This is a genomic window from Candidatus Methylomirabilota bacterium (genome assembly GCA_035315345.1).
In the GTDB taxonomy this organism is placed as follows: Bacteria; Methylomirabilota; Methylomirabilia; order Rokubacteriales; family CSP1-6; genus CAMLFJ01.
Genome location: DATFYA010000189.1, coordinates 1 through 18,732, shown reverse-complemented (window position 1 = coordinate 18,732; position 18,732 = coordinate 1). Strand labels below are relative to the sequence as shown.

Genomic DNA, 18,732 nt, shown 5'->3' with positions numbered 1-18,732 from the left:
TCTCCCCTCAGGGGAGAGGGCGGGGTGAGGGGGTGGTCTAGATCCGCTCGAAGTTTCGTAGCAGCTCCCAGTCGGTGACGGACTGATCGAAGGCCTGCTGCTCGAGCCGCCCGTGCTGCAGATAGTGCTCGACCACCTTCGGTCCGAACGCGTCCCGCGCCACTCGTGAGCGCTCCAGCTCGGCGAGCGCCTCGCGCAGCGTCTTCGGCACCTGGGGCAGCGCGTCGTGATCGTACGCGTTGCCGTCGAACATGGCCGGCGGCTTCAGCTTCTTCTCCACCCCGTGCAGGCCCGCCGCGATGGTGGCCGCGAAGGCGAGGTACGGGTTGGCGTCGGCGCCGGGGATGCGGTTCTCCACCCGGAAGCCGCCGTCCTCGCCGCAGACCCGGAAACCGCACGTGCGGTTGTCCCAGCCCCACGCGATCCGGGTCGGCGCGAACGAGCCCGCCTGGTAGCGCTTGTAGGCGTTGATGGTCGGCGCGTAGAAATAGGCCAGCTCGCGGGCCATCGCCACCTGGCCGGCGAGCCACTGCTGGAACAGCGGCGTGCCCGCGCGCGAGCCCTTCGCGCTGAACAGGTTGCGGCGCCCGGCGCGGTCCCACACCGACGAGTGCAGGTGGAACGACGAGCCGGCCGCGCCCATGTCGTACTTGGCCATGAACGTCACCGAGCAGCCCTGCTGCCAGGCGATCTCCTTGACCCCGTGCTTGTAGAGCACGTGACGGTCGGCCATCTCCAGCGCGTCGGCGTAGCGCAGGTTGATCTCCTCCTGCCCGCGTCCCCACTCGCCCTTGGAGAACTCCACCGGCACCCGCGCCGCCTCCATCCCGTTGCGGATGGCCCGCACCAGCGGCTCCTCTTTCGAGGTCTGCAGAATATGGTAGTCCTCGAGGTAGCTCGAGACCGGGGTGAGGTCGTGGAAGCGCTTGGCCCGCGCCTCGTCGAAGGACTCCTTGAAGAGGTACAGCTCGAGCTCGGAGGCCGTCTTCACCCGGTAGCCGATCTTCCCGGCCCGCTGCAGCTGACGGCGCAGCACCCAGCGCGGGGCCTCCTCGATGGGCTCGCCCTCCTCGGTGTACACGTCGCAGAACACGAGCGCGGTCTTGGGAAGCCACGGCAGGAGCCGCCAGGTCGTCAGATCCGGGACCAGCTTCATGTCGCCGTAGCCGCGCTCCCACGACGCGAGCCGGAAGCCGGGCAGCGGCTCCATCTCCATGTCCACCGTGAAGAGGTAGATGCACGCGTGGACGCCGTCGTGCAGAACGTGATCGAGGAAGTAGCGGCCGACCACCCGCTTGCCCAGCAGCCGACCCATCCCGTCGGCGAACACCGTGAGCACGGTGTCCACCTCGCCCTTGCGGATCAGTGTCTCGAGGCCCTTCTGGTCTGCCCGATCTTCAGGCACGTGCGGATGTCTCCCCGGCGATACGGACGGTGACGAGCGGTTGCCAACGCAAAGCGCGGCAATCTTACACCGGGGTCAGGTCTTGCATTCCTACATTTCGGGCGGCCTAGCTGATCGGGACGGGCGGAATCAGGAGGACGAGGAGGATCAGACAGAAGACGCCGAGGACGTAGCGGCGCGGGGAGATCGGGGTGAGGTCGTCGAGCGGCGGCGCGTGGTGGAAGCCCATCAGCAGCAGGATCAGGCCCGCGAACACGATCCAGTTCGGCGAGCGAAACAGCGCGCCCAGCGCCATGAGCGCCACGAAGGTCGCGATGGACACCTGCCGGTGCCACGGCCCGAAGAGGGCGTAGACGATCCGCCCGCCGTCGAGCTGACCCACCGGGAACAGGTTCAGCGCGGTGACGAACAGTCCGACCCAGCCCGCGAGCGCGACCGGGTGCACGAAGACGTCCATGCCCTGAGGGATCGGCCCGAACACCAGCCAGGTCAGGCCCCGCATCAGGATCGAGTCGCCGAAGGTGATCCCGGTGTGCTCGGGCAGCACCATGCCGACCCGCGACCAGCTGAGGCCGAGGAGCAGCGCGGGGATCGCCACCACCAGCCCGGCCAGCGGCCCGGCCACCGCGATGTCGAACAGCGAGTTGCGGTCGCGTGCGGGCGAGCGCATCCGGATCACCGCCCCCATGGTGCCGAACAGGAAGATGGGAGGCGGAGCCGGGATGAAGAAGGGCAGGCTCACCGACGCGCCGTAGTGGCGTGCGGTGAAGTAGTGCCCGAACTCGTGCGTGCCGAGGATCGCGAGCAGGGTGAACGCGAAGGGAACCCCGTCGAGCAGCTTGGCCGGCTGCAGGAGCGGGTTGAACGTGACGAACGGAAACGAGCCGCTCAACATGAAGCCGGCCGCGAGCGTGGAGATCACGGTGAGCACGAACAGCACGATGTTGGTGCTGGAGCGACCCCGCTCCCCCACCTCGCCGAGCGGCACCGCCCGGATCCACACCAGATCTCCCTGCCGGCCCAGGAACGGCGAGTAGCCGAACGACTTGAAGCGCGGCTCGATCAGGGCGAGGGCGCGCGCCGGCTCGACCAGGAGCGTCCCGCCCCATCCGAAGGTCGCTCCGCGCACCTCCTGGCGCTCGACGCGGAAGATGTCCTCCACGTTGCGCCGCAGCAGATCCTCGATGACCGGATAGCCCTCGGGCGTGATCCCGTTCAGCTCGTGCGTGGTCGAGGAGAAGGGCCACAGGCGCATGGGTGCAGGTTACCACACGGCCAGCGCGGCGACCGCGCGCCGGCACGCGTCGAGGCCGCCCTCGCGGTAGATCACGCCGAGCACGGCTTCCAGCGCGGTGGCGAGCATCGAGTCCTTGTCGCGTCCGCCGGTCTGCGCCTCGCCGCGTCCGAGCCGCAGGTGCGCGCCGAGGCCCAGATCGCGCGCCCAGCGGGCGAGGTTCTCGCCGGACACCAGCGCGGCGCGCCGCGGGGTCAGCACCCCGACCGGCTCCGCGGGCGTGTCGGCGAGCAGGCGCTCGGCCACCACGAGGCCGAGCACCGCGTCGCCGAGGAGCGCGAGCCGCTCGTTGTCGGCCGCGCCCGGATTTTCGTTGGCGAACGACCGGTGGGTGAGCGCCTCCCAGAGCAGATCGCGGTCGCGAAAGGAGTGGGCGAGGCGCCGGCCCAGCGCCTCCCGCGGGTCGACCGCGGCGGTCAACTAGGCGCGATACTTCCGGAAGACGAGGGTGGCGTTGGTGCCGCCGAATCCGAAGGCATTGCTCAGCGCGATCTCCACGTCCTGCTTGCGCGCCTGGTTGGGCACGTAGTCGAGATCGCAATCCGGATCCGGGCTCTCGTAGTTGATCGTCGGGGGCAGCACGCCGTGATGGATGGCCAGCGCGGTCGCGATGGCCTCGATGCCGCCGGCCGCCCCGAGGAGATGCCCGGTCATCGACTTGGTGGACGAGACCGCCAGCTTGCGCGCATGCTCGCCGAAGACCCGCTTGATCGCCATGGTCTCCGACTTGTCGTTGTAGGGCGTCGAGGTCCCGTGCGCGTTGATGTAGCCGACCGTCGACGGCTCGATCCCCGCGTCGCGCACCGCCAGCGACATGGCCCGCGCGGCGCCGTCCGCCTCCGGATCCGGCGCGGTCATGTGGTGCGCGTCGCCGGTCATCCCGTAGCCCACCACCTCCGCGTAGATGCGCGCGTCCCGCGCGAGGGCGTGATCGAGCGACTCCAGCACCAGCAGGCCGCCGCCTTCCCCGCACACGAAGCCGTCCCGCGCCGCGTCGAAGGGCCGGCTCGCCCGCGTGGGCTCGTCGTTCCGCGTCGACATGGCCTTCATCTGGCAGAAGCCCGCGAAGGTCAGGGGCAGGATGATCGCCTCCGACCCGCCCGCGATCATGACGTCGGCGTCGTTGCGCTGGATGATCTTCATCGCGTCGCCGATGGCGTGGTTGCCGGTGGCGCACGCGGTGACGATCGAGGAATTCGGGCCCTTGGCCCCGAAGCGCATCGAGATGAGCCCCGAGGCCATGTTGATGATCAGCATCGGGATGAAGAACGGCGAGACGCGGTCCGGCCCCTTCTCGAGCAGCACCTTGTGCGTCTCCAGGAGGGTGGTGATGCCGCCGATTCCGGAGCCCACCAGCACCCCGAAGCGGGTGCGGTCCACCCGCTCCACGTTCAGGCCCGCGTCCTCTACCGCCATCGCCGCGCAGGCGATCGCGTACTTGAGGAACGGGTCGAACTTGCGGTCGTCCTTCTTGTCGATGAACCGGAGGGAGTCGAAGCCCTTGACCTCCCCCGCGATCTTGGTGGGCAGCGGCCCGGCGTCGAAGCGCGTGATGGGGCCGATGCCCGACTTGCCCTGGAGCAGCGCGGCCCAGAACTCCTCGGCCGTGTTGCCCACGGGGGTGACGGCCCCCACCCCGGTGACGACGACTCGGCGCGCCTCCACCATCGCCGGCTCCGCCCGCGCCCTACGAGTTCTCCTTGATGTAGCTGATGGCGTCTCCGACGGTGGCGATCTTCTCGGCGTCCTCGTCGGGGATCTCGAGGTCGAACTCCTCCTCGAAGGCCATCACGAGCTCCACCGTATCGAGGGAATCCGCTCCGAGGTCCTCGATGAACTTCGCGGCGGGCAATACCTCGTCTTCCTCGACGCCCAGCTGCTCGACGATGATCTCCTTCACCCGCTCCTCGACCGGCTTGGCCATGCCCTCCCTCCCTGACTGACTTCGCTTGATCTGAAAGGCTTCGTGGTCACACGTACAGCCCGCCGTTGACGTGAATCGTCTGCCCGGTGATGTAGCTCGCGCCCTCGCCGGCGAGGAACCGCACCACCTCCGCCACCTCGCGCCCCTGCCCGATCCGCTTGAGCGGCACCTGCTGGAGCATCGCCTCCCGCGCCTCCGCGGGAATCGCGGCCGCCATGTCGGTCTCGATGAGACCGGGAGCCACCGCGTTCACGAGGATGTTCCAGTGCGCGAGCTCCCGCGCGGCGGCCTTGGTGAGCCCGATCACTCCCGCCTTGGCCGCCGAGTAGTTCACCTGCCCGGGATTGCCCATGGCCCCGGCGGTGGACGCGATATTGATGATGCGCCCGCTCTTCTGCCTGATCATCACCTTGCCCACCGCGCGGGTCATCAGGAACACCCCGCGCAGGTTCGTGTCGAGCACCTGGTCCCAGTCGTCGTCCTTCATCCGGACCAGGAGCTGGTCGCGCGTGATGCCCGCGTTGTTGACCGCCACGTCGATGCGGCCGAAGCGCTCCCGGGTCGCCTCCACCAGGCGATCGACGTCCTCGCGCTTCGCCGCGTCCGCCGCGACCGCCAACGCCGCCCCGCCCAACGCCTCGAGCTCCTTCACCGCCGCGTCGAGACGCGCCGCGTCGCGGCCAGAGACTACCACGGAGGCGCCGTCGTCTGCCAGCGCGCGAGCGATGGCGAGACCGATGCCGCGCCCGCCACCGGTGACGATCGCGACCTTTCCGGCCAGGGACTTGGCCTCGGTCACGCGGCGCCTCCCCGGACGGCGCCAACCGCCTTCTCCAGCGACGCCGGATCGTCCACGTTGTGGCCGCGAACGCCGTCGAGCGTGCGCTTGAGCAGCCCGGTCAGCACGCGTCCGGGGCCGACCTCGACGAACGCGGTCGCCCCCTCGCGCTGCAGCCGCGCCGTGCACTCGGTCCAGCGCACCGGGCTCGCCACCTGCTGCACCAGGAACGGCTTCACCTCGTCGGCGGTGATGGTCACGCCCGCGTCGACGTTGCGCACCACCGCGATGCGGGGCGCGCCCACCGGCACCCGCTCCAGCTCCGCGGCGAGGCGGTCCGCCGCCGGCTTCATCAGCGCGCAGTGGAAGGGAGCGCTCACCGGCAGCATCACGCTCTTCTTGGCCCCGCGCGCGGCCGCGCCCGCCACCGCGCGCTCCACCGCGGCCCGGTGCCCGGCGATGGCAATCTGGCCCGGCGAGTTGATGTTGGCCACCCCGACCACCTCACCCTGCGCGGCCTCGGCGCACAGCTGCTCGGCGGTGGCCAGATCCAGACCGAGCAGCGCGGCCATCGCCCCGGTGCCGACCGGGACCGCCTCCTGCATGAACTCGCCGCGCCGGCGCACCAGCCGGACCGCATCCGCGAATTGCAGGGCGCCGCCCACCACCAGCGCCGAGTACTCCCCGAGGCTGTGGCCGGCCGCGAGCCGCGGAGTGACCCCGCGCTCGGCCAGCGCGGCCGCCGCGGCCACGCTCGCGGTGAGCACCGCGGGCTGCGTGTTGGCGGTCAGCGCCAGATCGGCCTCGGGGCCTTCGAAGCAGAGCCGCGAGAGCGCGAAGCCGAGCGCGGCGTCGGCCTCGGCCCATACCGCGGCGGCCGCCGGCGAGGCCTCCGAGAGAGCCCGGCCCATCCCGACCTCCTGCGAGCCCTGACCGGGGAAGAGGAACGCGATCCCGCCCGCTACCATCGCAGGAGCACGGCTCCCCAGGTGAAGCCGCCTCCGAAGGCGGCCAGCAGGACGAGGTCGTTGGGCTTGATGCGTCCGGCCTCGAGGGCCTCGGCCATGGCCACGTACACCGAGGCCGCCCCGGTGTTGCCGTAGCGATCGACGTTGACCATCACCCGCTCCATCGGCACCCGCAGCCGCTTCACCGCGGCCTCGATGATGCGCAGGTTGGCCTGGTGGGGCACGAACAGATCGAGATCGGCGGCGGTGAACCCGTTGTTCTTGAGAATGCGCTCCGCGCAGTCCCCGAACATGCGCACCGCCACCTTGAAGACCTCGTTGCCCTTCATGCGCGCGAAGTGCAGGCGCTGGTCCACCGTCTCGTGGGTGGCCGGCCGGAGGGAGCCGCCCGCCGGCTGGATGAGGAGATCGCCGTAGCGGCCGTCCGAGTAGAGATCGGTGTCGATGATGCCCGCCCCGTCCTCGGGGGACGGCCGCAGCACCGCCGCGCCCGCCGCGTCGGCGAGCAGGATGCAGGTGCCGCGGTCGGTGAAGTCGGTGATGCGCGACAGGCACTCCGCCCCGATGCAGAGCACGGTGCGGTACTTGCCGGTCTGCACGTACTGGGCCCCGATGGAGAGGCTGTAGACGGAGCCCGCGCACGCCGCGTAGACGTCCACCGAGCCCGCGTTGCGGCAGCCCAGCTTGTGCTGCACCAGGTTCGCGGTGGTCGGGAAGTGCATGTCGCCGGCGGTGGTCCCCACCACGACGAAGTCGATCTCGTCCGGCGCCACCTGGGCCCGGTCCATCGCCTGCCGCGCCGCGCGGACGGCCAGGTCCGACGGCCCCTCGCCCTCGTCCACGATGCGCCGCTCCCGGATGCCGGTGCGCTGGACGATCCACTCGTCGGAGGTATCGACCATCTTCTCCAGCTCCTGGTTCGTCAAGATCCGCGAGGGGGCGTAGGATCCGACACCGATGATGCGGGCCCGGTTCATTCGCGGCCTCCCTCCCGCCCCTCGGCCAGCACCGCTTCGGCCTCGAGAGCGGTCTTGATGTGCTGGTTCACGTCGTTGCGAACCCATTCCGCCGCCACCCGGACCGCGTTCTTGATCGCCTTCACCGGCGAGGCGCCGTGACAGATGATCGCGGCGCCGTTCATGCCCAGCAGCGGCGCGCCGCCCATCTCGGTGTAGTCGACCCGCTTCTTCAGCCGCGCAAAGGCGCGCTTGGAGAGCGCGGCGCCCGCCAGCGACATCATGTCCCGCGAGAGCTCCTCGCGGATCATCGCGGTGAGCATCTCGGCGAGGCTCTCGGACACCTTCAGGCACACGTTGCCGGTGAAGCCGTCGGTCACCACCACGTCGCAGCGGCCGTTGTAGATGTCGCGCCCCTCGATGTTGCCGATGAAGTTCAGCGACGAGCCCCGGAGCTCCTCGAAGGCCTCCTTGGTCAGCTCGTTGCCCTTGCCTTCCTCCTCGCCCACCGAGAGGATGCCCACCCGCGGGTTGTCCTTGCCCACGATGTGGCGCGAGTAGATGTGCCCCATCACCGCGAACTGGAAGAGGTGGCGCGGCTTGGGATCGACGTTGGCCCCCGCGTCGATGAGCACGGTGTAGCCGGACAGGCTCGGCAGCGGGGCCGCGATCGCGGGCCGGTCCACGCCGGGCAACACGCCCAGCACGAACATGCTGATGGCCATGGCAGCCCCGGTGTTGCCCGCCGATACCAGCGCACCGCACTCGCCATCCTTCACCAGCTCGGCCGCGACGCGCAGGGAGGAGTCGCGCTTGCGGCGCAGGGCCTGCGAGGGCGATTCGGCCATGCCCACCACCTGCGAGGCGTGGCGCACCGTGACCGGCAGGTCCTGGGCTCGGAGCCGGGTGATCTCCCGCTCGATGGCCGACTTGTCGCCCACCAGCACGGATTCGAGGCTGAACTCGCGGCACGCCGCCACCGCGCCCTCGACCACGACGGCGGGTCCGAAATCGCCTCCCATGGCGTCGACCGCGATCTTCATGGCGCCGATCTTATGGCACGCCCGGGGCCAGCCGGAAAGAACTATTCTCCCTCGACCGAGATGACTTCGCGTCCCTTGTAGAAGCCGCAGTGCGGGCAGATGCGATGCGGCGGCTTGACCTCGCGGCACTGCGGGCAGAGCGAGCGAGTCGGCGCGGCCATCTTGTAGTGGGTGCGCCGCTTGCGGCCGCGCGTCTTGGAGTGACGTCGCTTCGGCAGAGGCATCGGGAGTCTCCTATCTCGTACGCTCGGCCCAGCCCTTGAGGGCCGCCCAGCGCGGATCGGGCGCGTGCGTCTCGCACGCGCAGCGCGTGACGTTGCGATTGACGCCGCACACCGGGCACAGGCCCTGGCAGGCCTCGCGGCACAGCGGCTTCATGGGCAGGGCCAGCGTCGCCTCGGTCTCGAGCAGCGCGGTGAGATCGAGCTGGCCGTTGTGATAGACGTCGGTCTCCAGGTCGTCGGCGCCCAGCTCGCGCTCCTCGCCCCGGGTGGCCGGGCCGGGCACGAAGCGGGCGTCCACCGACGGGTGCACCGTGACGTCGTAGGACTCGAGGCAGCGGCCGCAGGCCAGCGGGACGCGGGCCGAGAAGTCCCCGCGGACGACGACCACGTCGTCGTCCTTCTCGACGATCAGCGAAAGGTCGTCCAGCGCCCACGCGGCATCCTGGAACGGGCGCGGAAAGTCTGCCACGCCCTCGATGCGCAGACCCTCGGCAGGAATCTCGGCGACACGGATGAGCACTGAGGACCCCGGGCTAGCCTCTGACTCGGCTATCTTACGTAAGTTTCGATCAATTAAGGCGTTTTCTATTCGGACGGGTCAGTATATGCACCGGGTTACCCCTTGTCAACCGAAAAGCCCGTAAATGCCCGTCGGCTTGACGCTCTGGGGGCCGACTGCTACATTCCGTTCGGGAGGACGAACCCATGGGCAACCTCGTGAAAACCGGTGTCCTGCTGGCGGCGCTGACCGTGCTGCTCGTGCTCATCGGCGGGGCCCTCGGCGGACAGCAGGGCATGATCCTGGCCTTCGTCATGGCCATGGTGATGAACTTCGGCAGCTACTGGTTCTCGGACCGCATCGTGCTGGCCATGTACCGGGCCCAGCCGGTGGCCGAGGCCCAGGCGCCCGCCCTCTACCGGATCGTCCGGACCCTGGCAACCCGGGCCGGGATCCCGATGCCACGGATCTATCTCCTGCCCGACGAGACGCCGAACGCGTTCGCGACGGGCCGGAACCCGCAGCATGCCGCGGTCGCAGTGACCGACGGCATCATGCGCATCATGAGCGAAGAGGAGCTGGAAGGCGTGCTGGCCCACGAGCTCTCCCACGTGCAGAACCGCGACACCCTCATCATGGCGATCGCCGCGACGCTGGCCGGCGCCATCACCTACGTGGCCCACATGGCCCAGTGGGCGATGATCTTCGGCGGCGGCCGTCGTGACAGCGACGAGCACGAGTCCGGCGGAGGCGGCGTGCTGGGCGGACTGCTCATGATCGTGGTGGCGCCCATCGCCGCCACCCTGATCCAGCTCGCGGTGTCGCGCTCCCGCGAGTACCAGGCCGACGCCAGCGGGGCCCAGATGGCGGGCCAGCCGTGGGGGCTCGCCAAGGCGCTCGAGAAGCTCGAGATGGCTTCGAAGATGGCTCCGATGCAGGACGCCACCCCGGCGACCGCGCATCTGTTCATCGTCAACCCGCTCACCGGGGGCGGCTGGACGACCCTGTTCTCGACGCATCCTCCCATCGCGGAGCGGGTGGCGCGCCTGCGGGCCATGTCCAGGACGCAGGCCAGGTAGCCGATCCCCACTTCGCCACTCGCAGACCTCCCGGCGCTCTCCCCTCGGGGCAGAGCGCCGGGTGAGGGGCTTCGGGGGAGACGGTCAGCCGTCTCCTCCTTTTCGCAGACATGATCGCGGCGCATGACCTCCGGAAGATCTATGGCGGCACCGTCGTGCTCGACGGCGTGTCCCTGACCGTCCCCGCCGGCCACTGTCTGGCCCTGCTCGGTCCGAACGGCGCGGGCAAGACCACCCTGCTCCGGATCCTGGCCACGCTGCTCCGCCCGACCGCCGGCACGCTCCGGATCGATGACGTGGACGCGCTGCGCGAGCCCGAGCGTGTGCGGCCGCTGCTGTCGATGGTGGCCCACGGGTCGCACGTGTACGAAGACCTCACCGCGCGCGAGAACCTGCGCTTCTGGGAGACGCTGCGCGGCGGTGACCCGGCGCCGTCCCGCCTCGGCGCCGCTCTCACCCAGGTGGAGCTGGACGGCGTCGCCGACGAGCGGGTGCGGACGTTCTCGTCCGGCATGAAGCGCCGCCTCGCTCTGGCCCGCGTGCTCCTCGGCCAGGCGCGCGTGCTGCTCCTGGATGAGCCGTTCACCGGCTTGGACCGCCGGGGCCGCAAGTGGGTCAACGAGTTCTTGCTCGGGTTCAAGGCGCGGGGGGGCGCCGCGGTCCTGGCCACCCACAGCTTCGGCGGCGGCCTCGGGGTGGCCGACCGCGTGTGCATCCTCGGCCAGGGCCGGCTGCTGCTGGAGCGCCCGGCCGCCGATCTCTCGGCCGACGAGCTGCACCGGCTCTACGAGAGCCTCACCGATTCCGTCGAGGACGCCCCGTGAGCTACGCGCGCCGGGCCTGGATCATCCTCTGGAAGGACTTCCTGGTCGAGCGACGCTCCAAGGAGCAGCTCAACGCGCTCCTCTTCTTCTGTCTACTGCTGCTCTTCCTCTTCCAGTTCGCCCTCGGCCCCGACCGCGAGCGGCTCGCCGCGGCGCTGCCGGGCCTGCTCTGGCTCGGCTTCATCCTGGCCGGCCTGCTCGGCCTCGGGCGCAGCTTCCTCGCCGAGCGAGAGAATGACTGCTGGGAGGGCCTGCGGCTCAGCCCCGGCGACAAGTCGGCCATCTACGTCGGCAAGCTCGCGGGCAACTGCGTGCTGATGGCCGTCGTCGAGATCATCCTGGTGGTACTCTTCGGGGTGTTCTACGGCGTCGATCTCTGGACGCCCGCCGCCCCGCTCGCCCTGGTCCTGGCGATCGGCACCGTCGGGCTCGCCGCGGTCGGCACGCTCTTCGCCGCGATGACCACGCACGTACGCGCCCGCGAGCTCCTCTTCCCGGTGCTGCTCCTGCCCGTGCAGGTGCCGGTGCTGCTCGCCACCGTGAGCGCGACGCAGGCGCTGCTGCTGGGCCAGCCGCTGGCCGACGTGGCCCACTGGCTCAAGCTGCTCGTGGGCGCCGATCTCGTGTACGTCACGATCGGGCTGCTCACCTTCGAGTTCGTGCTCGAGGCATGACGATCACGCGGATCCTCGGCTGGCTGGCCGCGATCGGTCTGATCGCGGGCCTCGCGGCCGGCTTCGGCTACGCCCCGCGCGAGGCGATCCAGGGCAACGTACAGCGCATCATGTACCTGCACGTGCCGTCGGTGCTCACCTCCTACCTGGCCTTCGGCCTGGTGCTGATCGGCAGCATCGCGTACCTGGCCACGCGGCGCGCCGGCTGGGACCGGCTCGCCGGTGCCGCCGGCGAGCTCGGCGTGCTCTTCACCGGGCTCACCATCGTGACGGGCTCGATCTGGGGCAAGCCGACCTGGGGCACCTGGTGGACGTGGGACGCGCGGCTCACCTCGACCGCCGTGCTCTTCTGCGTTTACGTGGGGTATCTCCTGCTGCGCAGCCTCATCGAGGATCCCGACGCCCGGGGCCGCTACGCGGCGGTGGTCGGCGTCCTCGGCGCGGTGAACATCCCGATCGTGCATTTCTCGGTGAAGTGGTGGCGGGCGCTGCACCAGCCCTCCACGATCCTCGGGCCCGAGCCCTCGCCGATCGACCCCGCGATCGGGCTCGCCCTCTTCGTCAACTGGATCGCCTTCACGCTACTCTTCGTCTACTTCCTGTCCCGGCGGATGGAGATCGCCCGCCTCGAGGAGCAGATGTGATGCCGGCCAACTGGGGCTACGTCATCGCCGCGTACGGCATCGCCGCCGTCGCGCTGTTCGGCTACTGGCGACACCTCGCGCGCCGGGCCCGGGCCGTCGCCGCGCGGCCGGCCGCGAAGGGGCGCCGCGCGTGAGCCGCAAGACCCGATTCGTCGCGGGGGGGCTCGTCATCGTGGCCGCGCTCGCCTATCTCCTCTACACCGGGGTGAGCCAATCCGTCGTCTACTTCGTCACCCCCGCCGAGCTGGGCGCCGCGCCGGTGCCCGGCAAGGCGTATCGTCTGGGCGGGATGGTGCTGCCGGGCACGCTCACATGGGACCCGAAGAGCCTGGACCTGCGCTTCACGCTCTCCGACGGGCAGGCGTCGGTCCCGGTGCGGCATCGCGGCACGCCGCCCGATCTCTTCGCGGAGAGCCGCGGCGCGGTGGTCGAGGGCACGTGGAGCCGCGACGGCTACTTCCAGGCCACCACGATCCTCGCCAAGCACTCCGAGGAGTACAAGGCCCCGCACGACGCCAATCAAGCCGGCTACAAAGAATTGCTCAAAACGCTGCGAGGGTCCGATGGACGGTAGCCCGATGCGCGCATGCCCCCCGGTCGCCTCGGTCACCCCGATGAGCCCCGCAGGGGCGAAGAGGCCCCACCGCCCACCGACGTCTTGCACCGCGGAGGAGCCCCGATGAGCCCCGCAGGGGCGAAGAGGCCCCACCGCCCACCGACGTCTTGCACCGCGGAGCGCTCAGAATGACGCCCGAGCTCGGCTACGCCGCGACCGTCGCCGCGCTGGTGCTGGCCGTCTATGGCGCGGGGGCGGCAGCGTGGAGCGCGCGCACCGGTCGTCCGGACCTGCGCGCCTCCGCGGAGCGCGCCGCCATCTCCGTGTGGGTGCTGATCACCGCGTGCATGCTCGTGCTGGTATCGGCCTTCCTCAACTTCGACTTCTCGGTGCGGTACGTGGCCAACAACACCAACCTCGGCACGCCGTACTACTACCGCATCACCGCGCTGTGGGGCGCGCTCGAGGGCTCGATCATCCTGTGGGCGTGGATGCTCTCGCTCTACACCCTCATCATGGTGACGCGCTATCGCCGCACCCAGCCGCAGCTCTACCCCTGGGCGCTCGCGGTGATGCTCTCGATCTCCGCCTTCTTCCTGCTCGTGATGACCGTCCCCGCGCCGCCCTTCGAGCGCCTCTCACCGATACCAGTAGACGGCCGGGGTCTCAATCCGCTCCTCGAGGACTCTGGAATGATCACCCACCCGGTGGCCCTCTACCTCGGGTTCACCGGCTTCACGGTGCCGTTCGCCTTCGCGATGGCGGCCCTCATCGTGGGCCGCACCGGCGACGAGTGGATCACGATCACCCGGCGCTGGACGATCGTGGCGTGGTACTTCCTCTCCCTCGGCCTGCTCATCGGCGGCTGGTGGAGCTACCACGTGCTGGGCTGGGGCGGGTACTGGGCGTGGGACCCGGTGGAGAACGCGGCGTTCATGCCGTGGCTCACCGCGACCGCGTTCCTGCACTCGGTGATGATCCAGGAGCGGCGGCGCATGCTCAAGCTCTGGAATCTCACCCTGATCATCCTGACCTTCAGCCTCACGCTCTTCGGCACCTTCCTCACCCGCTCCGGGATCATCGGATCCGTCCACGCCTTCAGCCAGGGATCGGTCGGCCAGTTCTTCCTGGGCTTCCTGGCCCTGGTGATGCTGGGCGCCTTCTCGCTCCTCGCCTGGCGCCTCGACCGGCTGCGTGCGCAGGGCGAGCTCGACTCGGTCGTCTCGCGCGAATCCGCCTTCCTGCTCAACAACCTGTTCCTGGTCGCGGCGGCCTTCACGGTGTTCTTCGGCACCGTGTTCCCGCTGCTCTCGGAGGCGCTCCGCGGCACGAAGGTGAGCGTGGGCGCGCCGTTCTTCAACCTGGTGAACATCCCGATCTTCCTGGCCCTGATCTTCCTCATGGGCGTGGGTCCGCTCATCGCGTGGCGGCGCGCGTCCGCCGAGAACCTGCGGCGCAACTTCCTCAAGCCGGTGCTGATCGGCATCGCGGGCGCCGCGGTCTGCCGGGCGCTCGGGGTCGCCAACGCGCTGGTGCTGCTCTGCCTGGCCCTCGTGGTGTTCGTGGCCGCCACCATCGTGCTCGACTTCGCGCGCGCCGCGCGCGCCCGTCGGCGCACCGGCGACGGCTGGCTCGAGGCCACGTGGGGGCTCGCCCTGCGCCAGAACCGGCGCTACGGGGGGTTCGTGGTGCACCTGGGCATCCTGGTGATCGCCCTCGGCGTCGCGGGCTCGCAGGCCTGGTCGACCCAGACCGAAGCCACCCTCAACCGCGGCGAGAGCCTCACCCTGGCCGGCTACACCATCCGCTTCGACGGCCTGCAGGCCGCCGAGGAGTCGAACCACTTCAAGGTCGTCGGGACGTTCACGGTGTCCGACCGCAAGGGACCGTTCACGGTGCTGACTCCGGCCAAGAAGTTCTATCCGCAGGAGCAGACGCCGATCGCGGCGGTGGACTATCGCCTGGGCTTCCTCGAGGACCTCTACCTGGTGCTCGGCGAGTTCGCGCGCGACGGCTCGCACGCCACGATCAAGATCCAGGTCAACCGCATGGTGTCGTGGCTCTGGATCGGCGGCCTGCTCCTCACCCTCGGCACCGTGCTGGCGATCGCGCCCGAGCGGCGGCGGGCGCCCGCGCCGGTGCGCGCGGGCGAGCGCGCGGCCGCATGAGCCGGCGCTCCCGCCTCCTGCGCTGGCTCATCCCGCTGGCGGTCGTCCCGGTGCTCGCGCTGCTGGCCTATGGCTTCCGCACCGATCCCCGCGAGATTCCCTCGCCGCTCGTGGGCAAGCCCGCCTCACCGTTCCGGCTGACCGCCTTCGACGGCCAGCCGGTGTCGCTCGACGCCTTGAAGGGCCGGGTGGTGGTCGTCAACTTCTGGTCCTCGTGGTGCTATCCGGCGTGCTACGAGGAGGCCCCGAGCCTGGAGCGGGCCTGGAAGGCCTACAAGGATCGCGGCGTGATGCTGGTCGGGGTCAACTTCCAGGACAAGGACGAGCCGGCCCGTCGGTTTCTCACCCAGTTCGGCCACACGTTCCCGAACGCGCCCGATCCGTCGGGGCGCGTCTCGGTGGACTACGGCGTCTACGGCGTGCCCGAGACCTACTTCATCGATCGCCGGGGGCGCGTGCGCTTCAAGCAGGTGGGCCCGGTGAGCGACGATCTGCTCAAGCGCCAGATCGAGACGCTCCTGGCGGAGGCCGCGTGAGACCGATCGCGCTCGTGTGGATCGGGTGGCTCGCGCTGGCCGTCGGGATCGCGTCCGCGGCGGCCCCGGTGAGCGAGGAGACCGTGCACGACGTGGCGGCCCAGCTGCGCTGCGTGGTCTGCCAGAGCCTGTCGGTGGCGGACTCGCCGTCGGAGACCGCGCACCAGATGAAGGCGATCATCCGCGAGCGGCTGGGCGCCGGCGAGAGCCCCGAGCAGGTGAAGGCCTACTTCGTCGAGAAGTACGGCACATGGATCCTGCTCTCGCCCCCGCGCCAGGGCTTCAACCTGCTCGTGTGGGTCGTGCCGTTCGCGGGCCTGGCGGGTGGCCTCGTGCTGGTGCTGATCCTGGTCCGGCGCTGGAGCCGCCGGTCCCCCGCGCCGGCCTCGACGCCGCTGAGCGCCGAGATGCGCACGCGCATCGAGCGCGAGATGGCCGAGCGCGAGTCGTGAGCGGGCTGCAGGCCGTGCTGATCGTCGCGATCGCGCTGCCCGCGCTGGCCGTCGCGCTCTGGCCGCTCGGGCGCCGCCGGCCCGACCGCGCGCCGGCGGCTTTCGCGCGCGCGGACTACGACCGCCGGCTCGAGCTCGACGAGGAGAAGACCGCGCTCTACCGCGCCCTGCGCGAGCTCGAGTTCGACCACGAGGCCGGGCATCTCTCCGATGGCGACCATCAGAGCCTGCGCGAGCGCTACGAGGCGCGCGCCGCCGCGCTGATCACCGAGCTGGACGCGCTCGGCGGCCCCGTGGAGCGCGAGCGCCCGCCCGCAGCTCCCGCGCCGGCGGCACCATCGCCCGCGAGCCCCCGGGCCCCGTGGACCCGACAGCCGGCGGTGCTGGCGGCCGGCGCGGTGGTGCTGGTGATCTTCGGCGTGGTGATCGGCGTCAACGCGGGCCGTTACACCGAGCGTGATCAGTCCTTCACCCCGCCCGGCGCGCGCCTGCCGGTGCCCGGCCCGCCGCCGTCGCCGGTGGGTCCGCCCATGGCCCGGCTCGAGCCGGGCAAGCCGATCCCGCCCGAGATGCTGGCCGGCATGCTGCAGGCCGCGCGTCAGAGCCTCGTCGAGGGCCGCTACTCGGAGGCGATCGCGGCGTACCAGGCGGTGCTCAAGCGCGATACGAAGAACGTGGACGCCATGACGCACCTGGGCCTGATCGTGGCGATCGGCGGACACGCCGACAGCGCGCTCGAGACCTTCTCGAAGGCGCTGGACATCGACCCGAAGTACGCCCCCGCGTATCTCTACCGCGGCCAGGTGCTGTACGAGCAGAAGCAGGACTACGCGGGAGCGGTGCAGTCCTGGGAGCGCTTCATGGCCCTCGTCCCCACCGGCGAGGACCGCGACCGGGTCGCCGCGCTGGTCGAGGACGCCAAGAGCAAGCAGCGCGCGCACTGAGCGCCCTCGAATCCTTGCCGAGCGCGGGCGGCATCGAGTATGGTGCTCGTCAATGCCTCGTCGCTCACTTCTCCGAATCGTCGCTGCCGCGATGCTCGCCGTCGCCAGCCCGCTCGGGCTGCCGATCCCCTCGGCGACCGCGGGCACTGCGCGGGTGGTCGACGGTGATGGCGTGGTGCACTGGACCAACGTCCCGGCCGACCCGCGGTACCATGGCCTGCCCGGCACCACCGGCACCAGCACGGGTTGGCTCCGGTTCCCCGACCGCGCCCGACGCGACCACGCCGCCGACATCCAGGAGATCTCACGACGCTTCGGCGTGAGCCCGACCCTCGTGCGGGCCATCGTGCGTGCCGAATCAGGCTTCGACGCGGCCGCGGTGTCCGCCAAGGGCGCCGGCGGCCTGATGCAGCTGATGCCGCAGACCGCGTCGGCCCTGGGCGTGGCCGATCGCTTCGACCCGCGGGAGAACATCACCGGCGGGGTCCGGCACCTGCGCTACCTGCTCGATCGCTACCGGGGCAGCGTGCCGCTCGCGCTGGCGGCCTACAATGCAGGCGAGAGACCCGTCGATGTCCATCGGGGGATCCCGCCCTATCCCGAGACGCAGCAGTACGTGCGTCGCGTGATGCTCGAGGCGGGACTGAAGGACACCGCGGTAGCCCCAAGCGTGCTCTACCGCTTCGTGGGTCCCGACGAGACGATCACCTACAGCAACATCCGCCCGACCTCGAAGGACGTCAGGCTCCGGCCGCGCCGCGATCCCTAAAGTTCTTGCGCGGCGAGGGTCATCGGCTCGACGGGCTCGCGGGAAGCCTCATGCCGGGCTCGCCACCCGATCCCCGGACGGCATGGCATCGCGCTTGCTCCCCCGTACCGGCCCGAATGTGACGTAATGAATACAGCGCTGAAAGAACGAGAGGATTGACGACACCTCTCTGCGGAGTTCACAATTTGGACACCTTGGAGATCCAGCCGAACTCGCTTCGCCTCGGCCAAATCCTCACCCGGGAACGCGTGATCACCCCGGACGTCCTGCGGGAAGCCATGGCCCGAGCGTTGCGGGAGCGCCTCCGCCTGGGTGAGACCCTGGTGGTCATGGGTGCCGCCACCACGTCCGACATCCTCCGGGCGCTGGCCACCCAGCAGGGCATGGCGTTCCTGGCTGCCGACGAGCTGCCCTCGACCCCGCCCGCGCTCAAGGAGCTGTCGCCCAAGTACCTGCGCCAGTACGTCGCCTGCCCCATCGCGGTCGAGGCCGGCACGGTCACGGTGGCGACGGCGGATCCGACCAACCCGCAGCTGCTCGACGATCTCCAGCAGCTGCTCGGCCTGACCGTCAAGCTGTGCGTGGCGCCGGCCCCCGCCATCCTCGAGGCCATCGAGCGGGCCTACGGGGCCAATACCGCGCTGCAGAAAATCGTCGAGGGCATGGGCGGTTCGGCCACCGCGCATCACGCCGAGCCCGAGGAGGACGTCAACCACCTCCGCGACATGGCCTTCGAGGCGCCGGTGGTGCGCCTCGTCAACCTGCTCATCGACGGGGCGCTGGCCGCGGACGCCTCCGACATCCACATCGAGCCGTTCGAGGACAGCCTGCGCGTCCGCTACCGGATCGACGGACTGCTCTACGACCAGGAGGCGCCGCCCCGCCGGCTGCAGGCCGCGCTCACCTCGCGGATCAAGATCATGGCGGAGCTGAACATCGCCGAGCGGCGGCTGCCCCAGGACGGGCGCATCCGGGTGACCGGGCAGGGCGGACGG

Annotated in this window: 23 protein-coding genes; 12 read left to right on the top strand and 11 right to left on the bottom strand. The window is 70.3% G+C overall.

Annotation, left to right across the window (positions count from 1 at the left end; translation table 11 throughout):
• Positions 1 to 37: 37 nt before the first annotated feature.
• The 11 genes from VKN16_24170 to VKN16_24120 all read right to left on the bottom strand — a co-directional run bounded on the left by VKN16_24170 (position 38) and on the right by VKN16_24120 (position 9,112).
• On the bottom strand, positions 38 to 1,405 hold the full coding sequence (locus tag VKN16_24170) for a glutamine synthetase family protein (GenBank protein ID HME97313.1): 1,368 nt from the start codon (positions 1,403 to 1,405) through the stop codon (positions 38 to 40).
• A gap of 106 nt (positions 1,406 to 1,511) precedes the next feature.
• Positions 1,512 to 2,660 (bottom strand): site-2 protease family protein, encoded by a 1,149-nt coding sequence (locus tag VKN16_24165; GenBank protein ID HME97312.1) that lies wholly within the window; start codon positions 2,658 to 2,660, stop codon positions 1,512 to 1,514.
• A gap of 9 nt (positions 2,661 to 2,669) precedes the next feature.
• Positions 2,670 to 3,119: a ribonuclease III domain-containing protein gene (locus VKN16_24160; protein ID HME97311.1), complete on the bottom strand. Its 450-nt coding sequence runs from the start codon at positions 3,117 to 3,119 to the stop codon at positions 2,670 to 2,672.
• A complete protein-coding gene (gene fabF, locus VKN16_24155) occupies positions 3,120 to 4,367 on the bottom strand; it encodes a beta-ketoacyl-ACP synthase II (GenBank protein HME97310.1) in 1,248 nt (415 codons plus the stop codon).
• 19 nt (positions 4,368 to 4,386) lie between these two features.
• Positions 4,387 to 4,623 carry an acyl carrier protein gene (locus VKN16_24150; protein HME97309.1) on the bottom strand — a complete coding sequence of 79 codons (237 nt, stop codon included), beginning with the start codon at positions 4,621 to 4,623 and terminating at the stop codon, positions 4,387 to 4,389.
• 46 nt (positions 4,624 to 4,669) lie between these two features.
• A complete protein-coding gene (gene fabG, locus VKN16_24145; GenBank protein ID HME97308.1) occupies positions 4,670 to 5,422 on the bottom strand; it encodes a 3-oxoacyl-[acyl-carrier-protein] reductase in 753 nt (250 codons plus the stop codon).
• Positions 5,419 to 6,369, bottom strand: coding sequence for an ACP S-malonyltransferase (fabD, locus tag VKN16_24140; GenBank protein ID HME97307.1), 951 nt, complete (start codon positions 6,367 to 6,369; stop codon positions 5,419 to 5,421). Before fabD ends, fabG begins: the two co-directional genes overlap by 4 nt.
• Positions 6,363 to 7,346 carry a beta-ketoacyl-ACP synthase III gene (locus tag VKN16_24135; protein HME97306.1) on the bottom strand — a complete coding sequence of 328 codons (984 nt, stop codon included), beginning with the start codon at positions 7,344 to 7,346 and terminating at the stop codon, positions 6,363 to 6,365. The genes fabD and VKN16_24135 overlap by 7 nt, the downstream gene beginning before the upstream one ends.
• Entirely contained in the window at positions 7,343 to 8,368 is a 1,026-nt protein-coding gene (plsX, locus tag VKN16_24130; GenBank protein HME97305.1) for a phosphate acyltransferase PlsX, read from the bottom strand. Before plsX ends, VKN16_24135 begins: the two co-directional genes overlap by 4 nt.
• Positions 8,369 to 8,409: 41 nt before the next feature.
• On the bottom strand, positions 8,410 to 8,592 hold the full coding sequence (gene rpmF, locus VKN16_24125; GenBank protein ID HME97304.1) for a 50S ribosomal protein L32: 183 nt from the start codon (positions 8,590 to 8,592) through the stop codon (positions 8,410 to 8,412).
• A gap of 10 nt (positions 8,593 to 8,602) precedes the next feature.
• The gene (locus VKN16_24120; protein HME97303.1) at positions 8,603 to 9,112 is read right to left on the bottom strand and encodes a DUF177 domain-containing protein; all 510 of its coding nucleotides are present in this window, start codon (positions 9,110 to 9,112) and stop codon (positions 8,603 to 8,605) included.
• Positions 9,113 to 9,297: 185 nt separating this feature from the next.
• Between VKN16_24120 and htpX the strand changes: the two genes are divergently transcribed.
• From htpX to VKN16_24060, 12 genes are all read left to right on the top strand, one after another.
• Entirely contained in the window at positions 9,298 to 10,170 is an 873-nt protein-coding gene (htpX, locus tag VKN16_24115; protein ID HME97302.1) for a zinc metalloprotease HtpX, read from the top strand.
• Positions 10,171 to 10,280: 110 nt separating this feature from the next.
• Positions 10,281 to 10,994: a heme ABC exporter ATP-binding protein CcmA gene (gene ccmA, locus VKN16_24110; protein HME97301.1), complete on the top strand. Its 714-nt coding sequence runs from the start codon at positions 10,281 to 10,283 to the stop codon at positions 10,992 to 10,994.
• The gene (locus VKN16_24105; GenBank protein ID HME97300.1) at positions 10,991 to 11,668 is read left to right on the top strand and encodes a heme exporter protein CcmB; all 678 of its coding nucleotides are present in this window, start codon (positions 10,991 to 10,993) and stop codon (positions 11,666 to 11,668) included. Before ccmA ends, VKN16_24105 begins: the two co-directional genes overlap by 4 nt.
• Complete coding sequence (gene ccmC / locus VKN16_24100) at positions 11,665 to 12,312, top strand: heme ABC transporter permease CcmC (protein ID HME97299.1); 648 nt, start codon at positions 11,665 to 11,667, stop codon at positions 12,310 to 12,312. Before VKN16_24105 ends, ccmC begins: the two co-directional genes overlap by 4 nt.
• Positions 12,312 to 12,446, top strand: coding sequence for a hypothetical protein (locus VKN16_24095; GenBank protein HME97298.1), 135 nt, complete (start codon positions 12,312 to 12,314; stop codon positions 12,444 to 12,446). Before ccmC ends, VKN16_24095 begins: the two co-directional genes overlap by 1 nt.
• Complete coding sequence (locus tag VKN16_24090) at positions 12,443 to 12,886, top strand: cytochrome c maturation protein CcmE (GenBank protein ID HME97297.1); 444 nt, start codon at positions 12,443 to 12,445, stop codon at positions 12,884 to 12,886. Before VKN16_24095 ends, VKN16_24090 begins: the two co-directional genes overlap by 4 nt.
• Positions 12,887 to 13,056: 170 nt before the next feature.
• Complete coding sequence (locus VKN16_24085) at positions 13,057 to 15,036, top strand: heme lyase CcmF/NrfE family subunit (GenBank protein HME97296.1); 1,980 nt, start codon at positions 13,057 to 13,059, stop codon at positions 15,034 to 15,036.
• On the top strand, positions 15,033 to 15,572 hold the full coding sequence (locus tag VKN16_24080) for a TlpA disulfide reductase family protein (protein HME97295.1): 540 nt from the start codon (positions 15,033 to 15,035) through the stop codon (positions 15,570 to 15,572). The genes VKN16_24085 and VKN16_24080 overlap by 4 nt, the downstream gene beginning before the upstream one ends.
• Complete coding sequence (locus VKN16_24075) at positions 15,569 to 16,024, top strand: cytochrome c-type biogenesis protein (protein ID HME97294.1); 456 nt, start codon at positions 15,569 to 15,571, stop codon at positions 16,022 to 16,024. Before VKN16_24080 ends, VKN16_24075 begins: the two co-directional genes overlap by 4 nt.
• Positions 16,021 to 16,968, top strand: a complete 948-nt coding sequence (locus VKN16_24070; protein HME97293.1) for a tetratricopeptide repeat protein — start codon at positions 16,021 to 16,023, stop codon at positions 16,966 to 16,968. The genes VKN16_24075 and VKN16_24070 overlap by 4 nt, the downstream gene beginning before the upstream one ends.
• A gap of 91 nt (positions 16,969 to 17,059) precedes the next feature.
• Entirely contained in the window at positions 17,060 to 17,737 is a 678-nt protein-coding gene (locus VKN16_24065; GenBank protein ID HME97292.1) for a lytic transglycosylase domain-containing protein, read from the top strand.
• Between the two features lie 185 nt (positions 17,738 to 17,922).
• On the top strand, positions 17,923 to 18,732 hold an 810-nt coding region (locus VKN16_24060; protein ID HME97291.1), incomplete at its 3' end, for an ATPase, T2SS/T4P/T4SS family.

What these genes read in the sequence shown, in the direction of transcription:
- VKN16_24150 (HME97309.1), bottom strand. Translation starts at nt 4,623, where the DNA reads ATGGCCAAGCCGGTCGAGGAGCGGGTGAAGGAGATCATCGTCGAGCAG.
- VKN16_24095 (HME97298.1), top strand. Translation starts at nt 12,312, where the DNA reads ATGCCGGCCAACTGGGGCTACGTCATCGCCGCGTACGGCATCGCCGCC.
- VKN16_24135 (HME97306.1), bottom strand. Translation starts at nt 7,346, where the DNA reads ATGAACCGGGCCCGCATCATCGGTGTCGGATCCTACGCCCCCTCGCGG.
- VKN16_24065 (HME97292.1), top strand. Translation starts at nt 17,060, where the DNA reads ATGCTCGCCGTCGCCAGCCCGCTCGGGCTGCCGATCCCCTCGGCGACC.
- ccmA (HME97301.1), top strand. Translation starts at nt 10,281, where the DNA reads ATGATCGCGGCGCATGACCTCCGGAAGATCTATGGCGGCACCGTCGTG.
- rpmF (HME97304.1), bottom strand. Translation starts at nt 8,592, where the DNA reads ATGCCTCTGCCGAAGCGACGTCACTCCAAGACGCGCGGCCGCAAGCGG.
- VKN16_24080 (HME97295.1), top strand. Translation starts at nt 15,033, where the DNA reads ATGAGCCGGCGCTCCCGCCTCCTGCGCTGGCTCATCCCGCTGGCGGTC.
- VKN16_24085 (HME97296.1), top strand. Translation starts at nt 13,057, where the DNA reads ATGACGCCCGAGCTCGGCTACGCCGCGACCGTCGCCGCGCTGGTGCTG.
- fabF (HME97310.1), bottom strand. Translation starts at nt 4,367, where the DNA reads ATGGTGGAGGCGCGCCGAGTCGTCGTCACCGGGGTGGGGGCCGTCACC.
- fabD (HME97307.1), bottom strand. Translation starts at nt 6,369, where the DNA reads ATGGTAGCGGGCGGGATCGCGTTCCTCTTCCCCGGTCAGGGCTCGCAG.
- VKN16_24165 (HME97312.1), bottom strand. Translation starts at nt 2,660, where the DNA reads ATGCGCCTGTGGCCCTTCTCCTCGACCACGCACGAGCTGAACGGGATC.
- plsX (HME97305.1), bottom strand. Translation starts at nt 8,368, where the DNA reads ATGAAGATCGCGGTCGACGCCATGGGAGGCGATTTCGGACCCGCCGTC.
- htpX (HME97302.1), top strand. Translation starts at nt 9,298, where the DNA reads ATGGGCAACCTCGTGAAAACCGGTGTCCTGCTGGCGGCGCTGACCGTG.
- ccmC (HME97299.1), top strand. Translation starts at nt 11,665, where the DNA reads ATGACGATCACGCGGATCCTCGGCTGGCTGGCCGCGATCGGTCTGATC.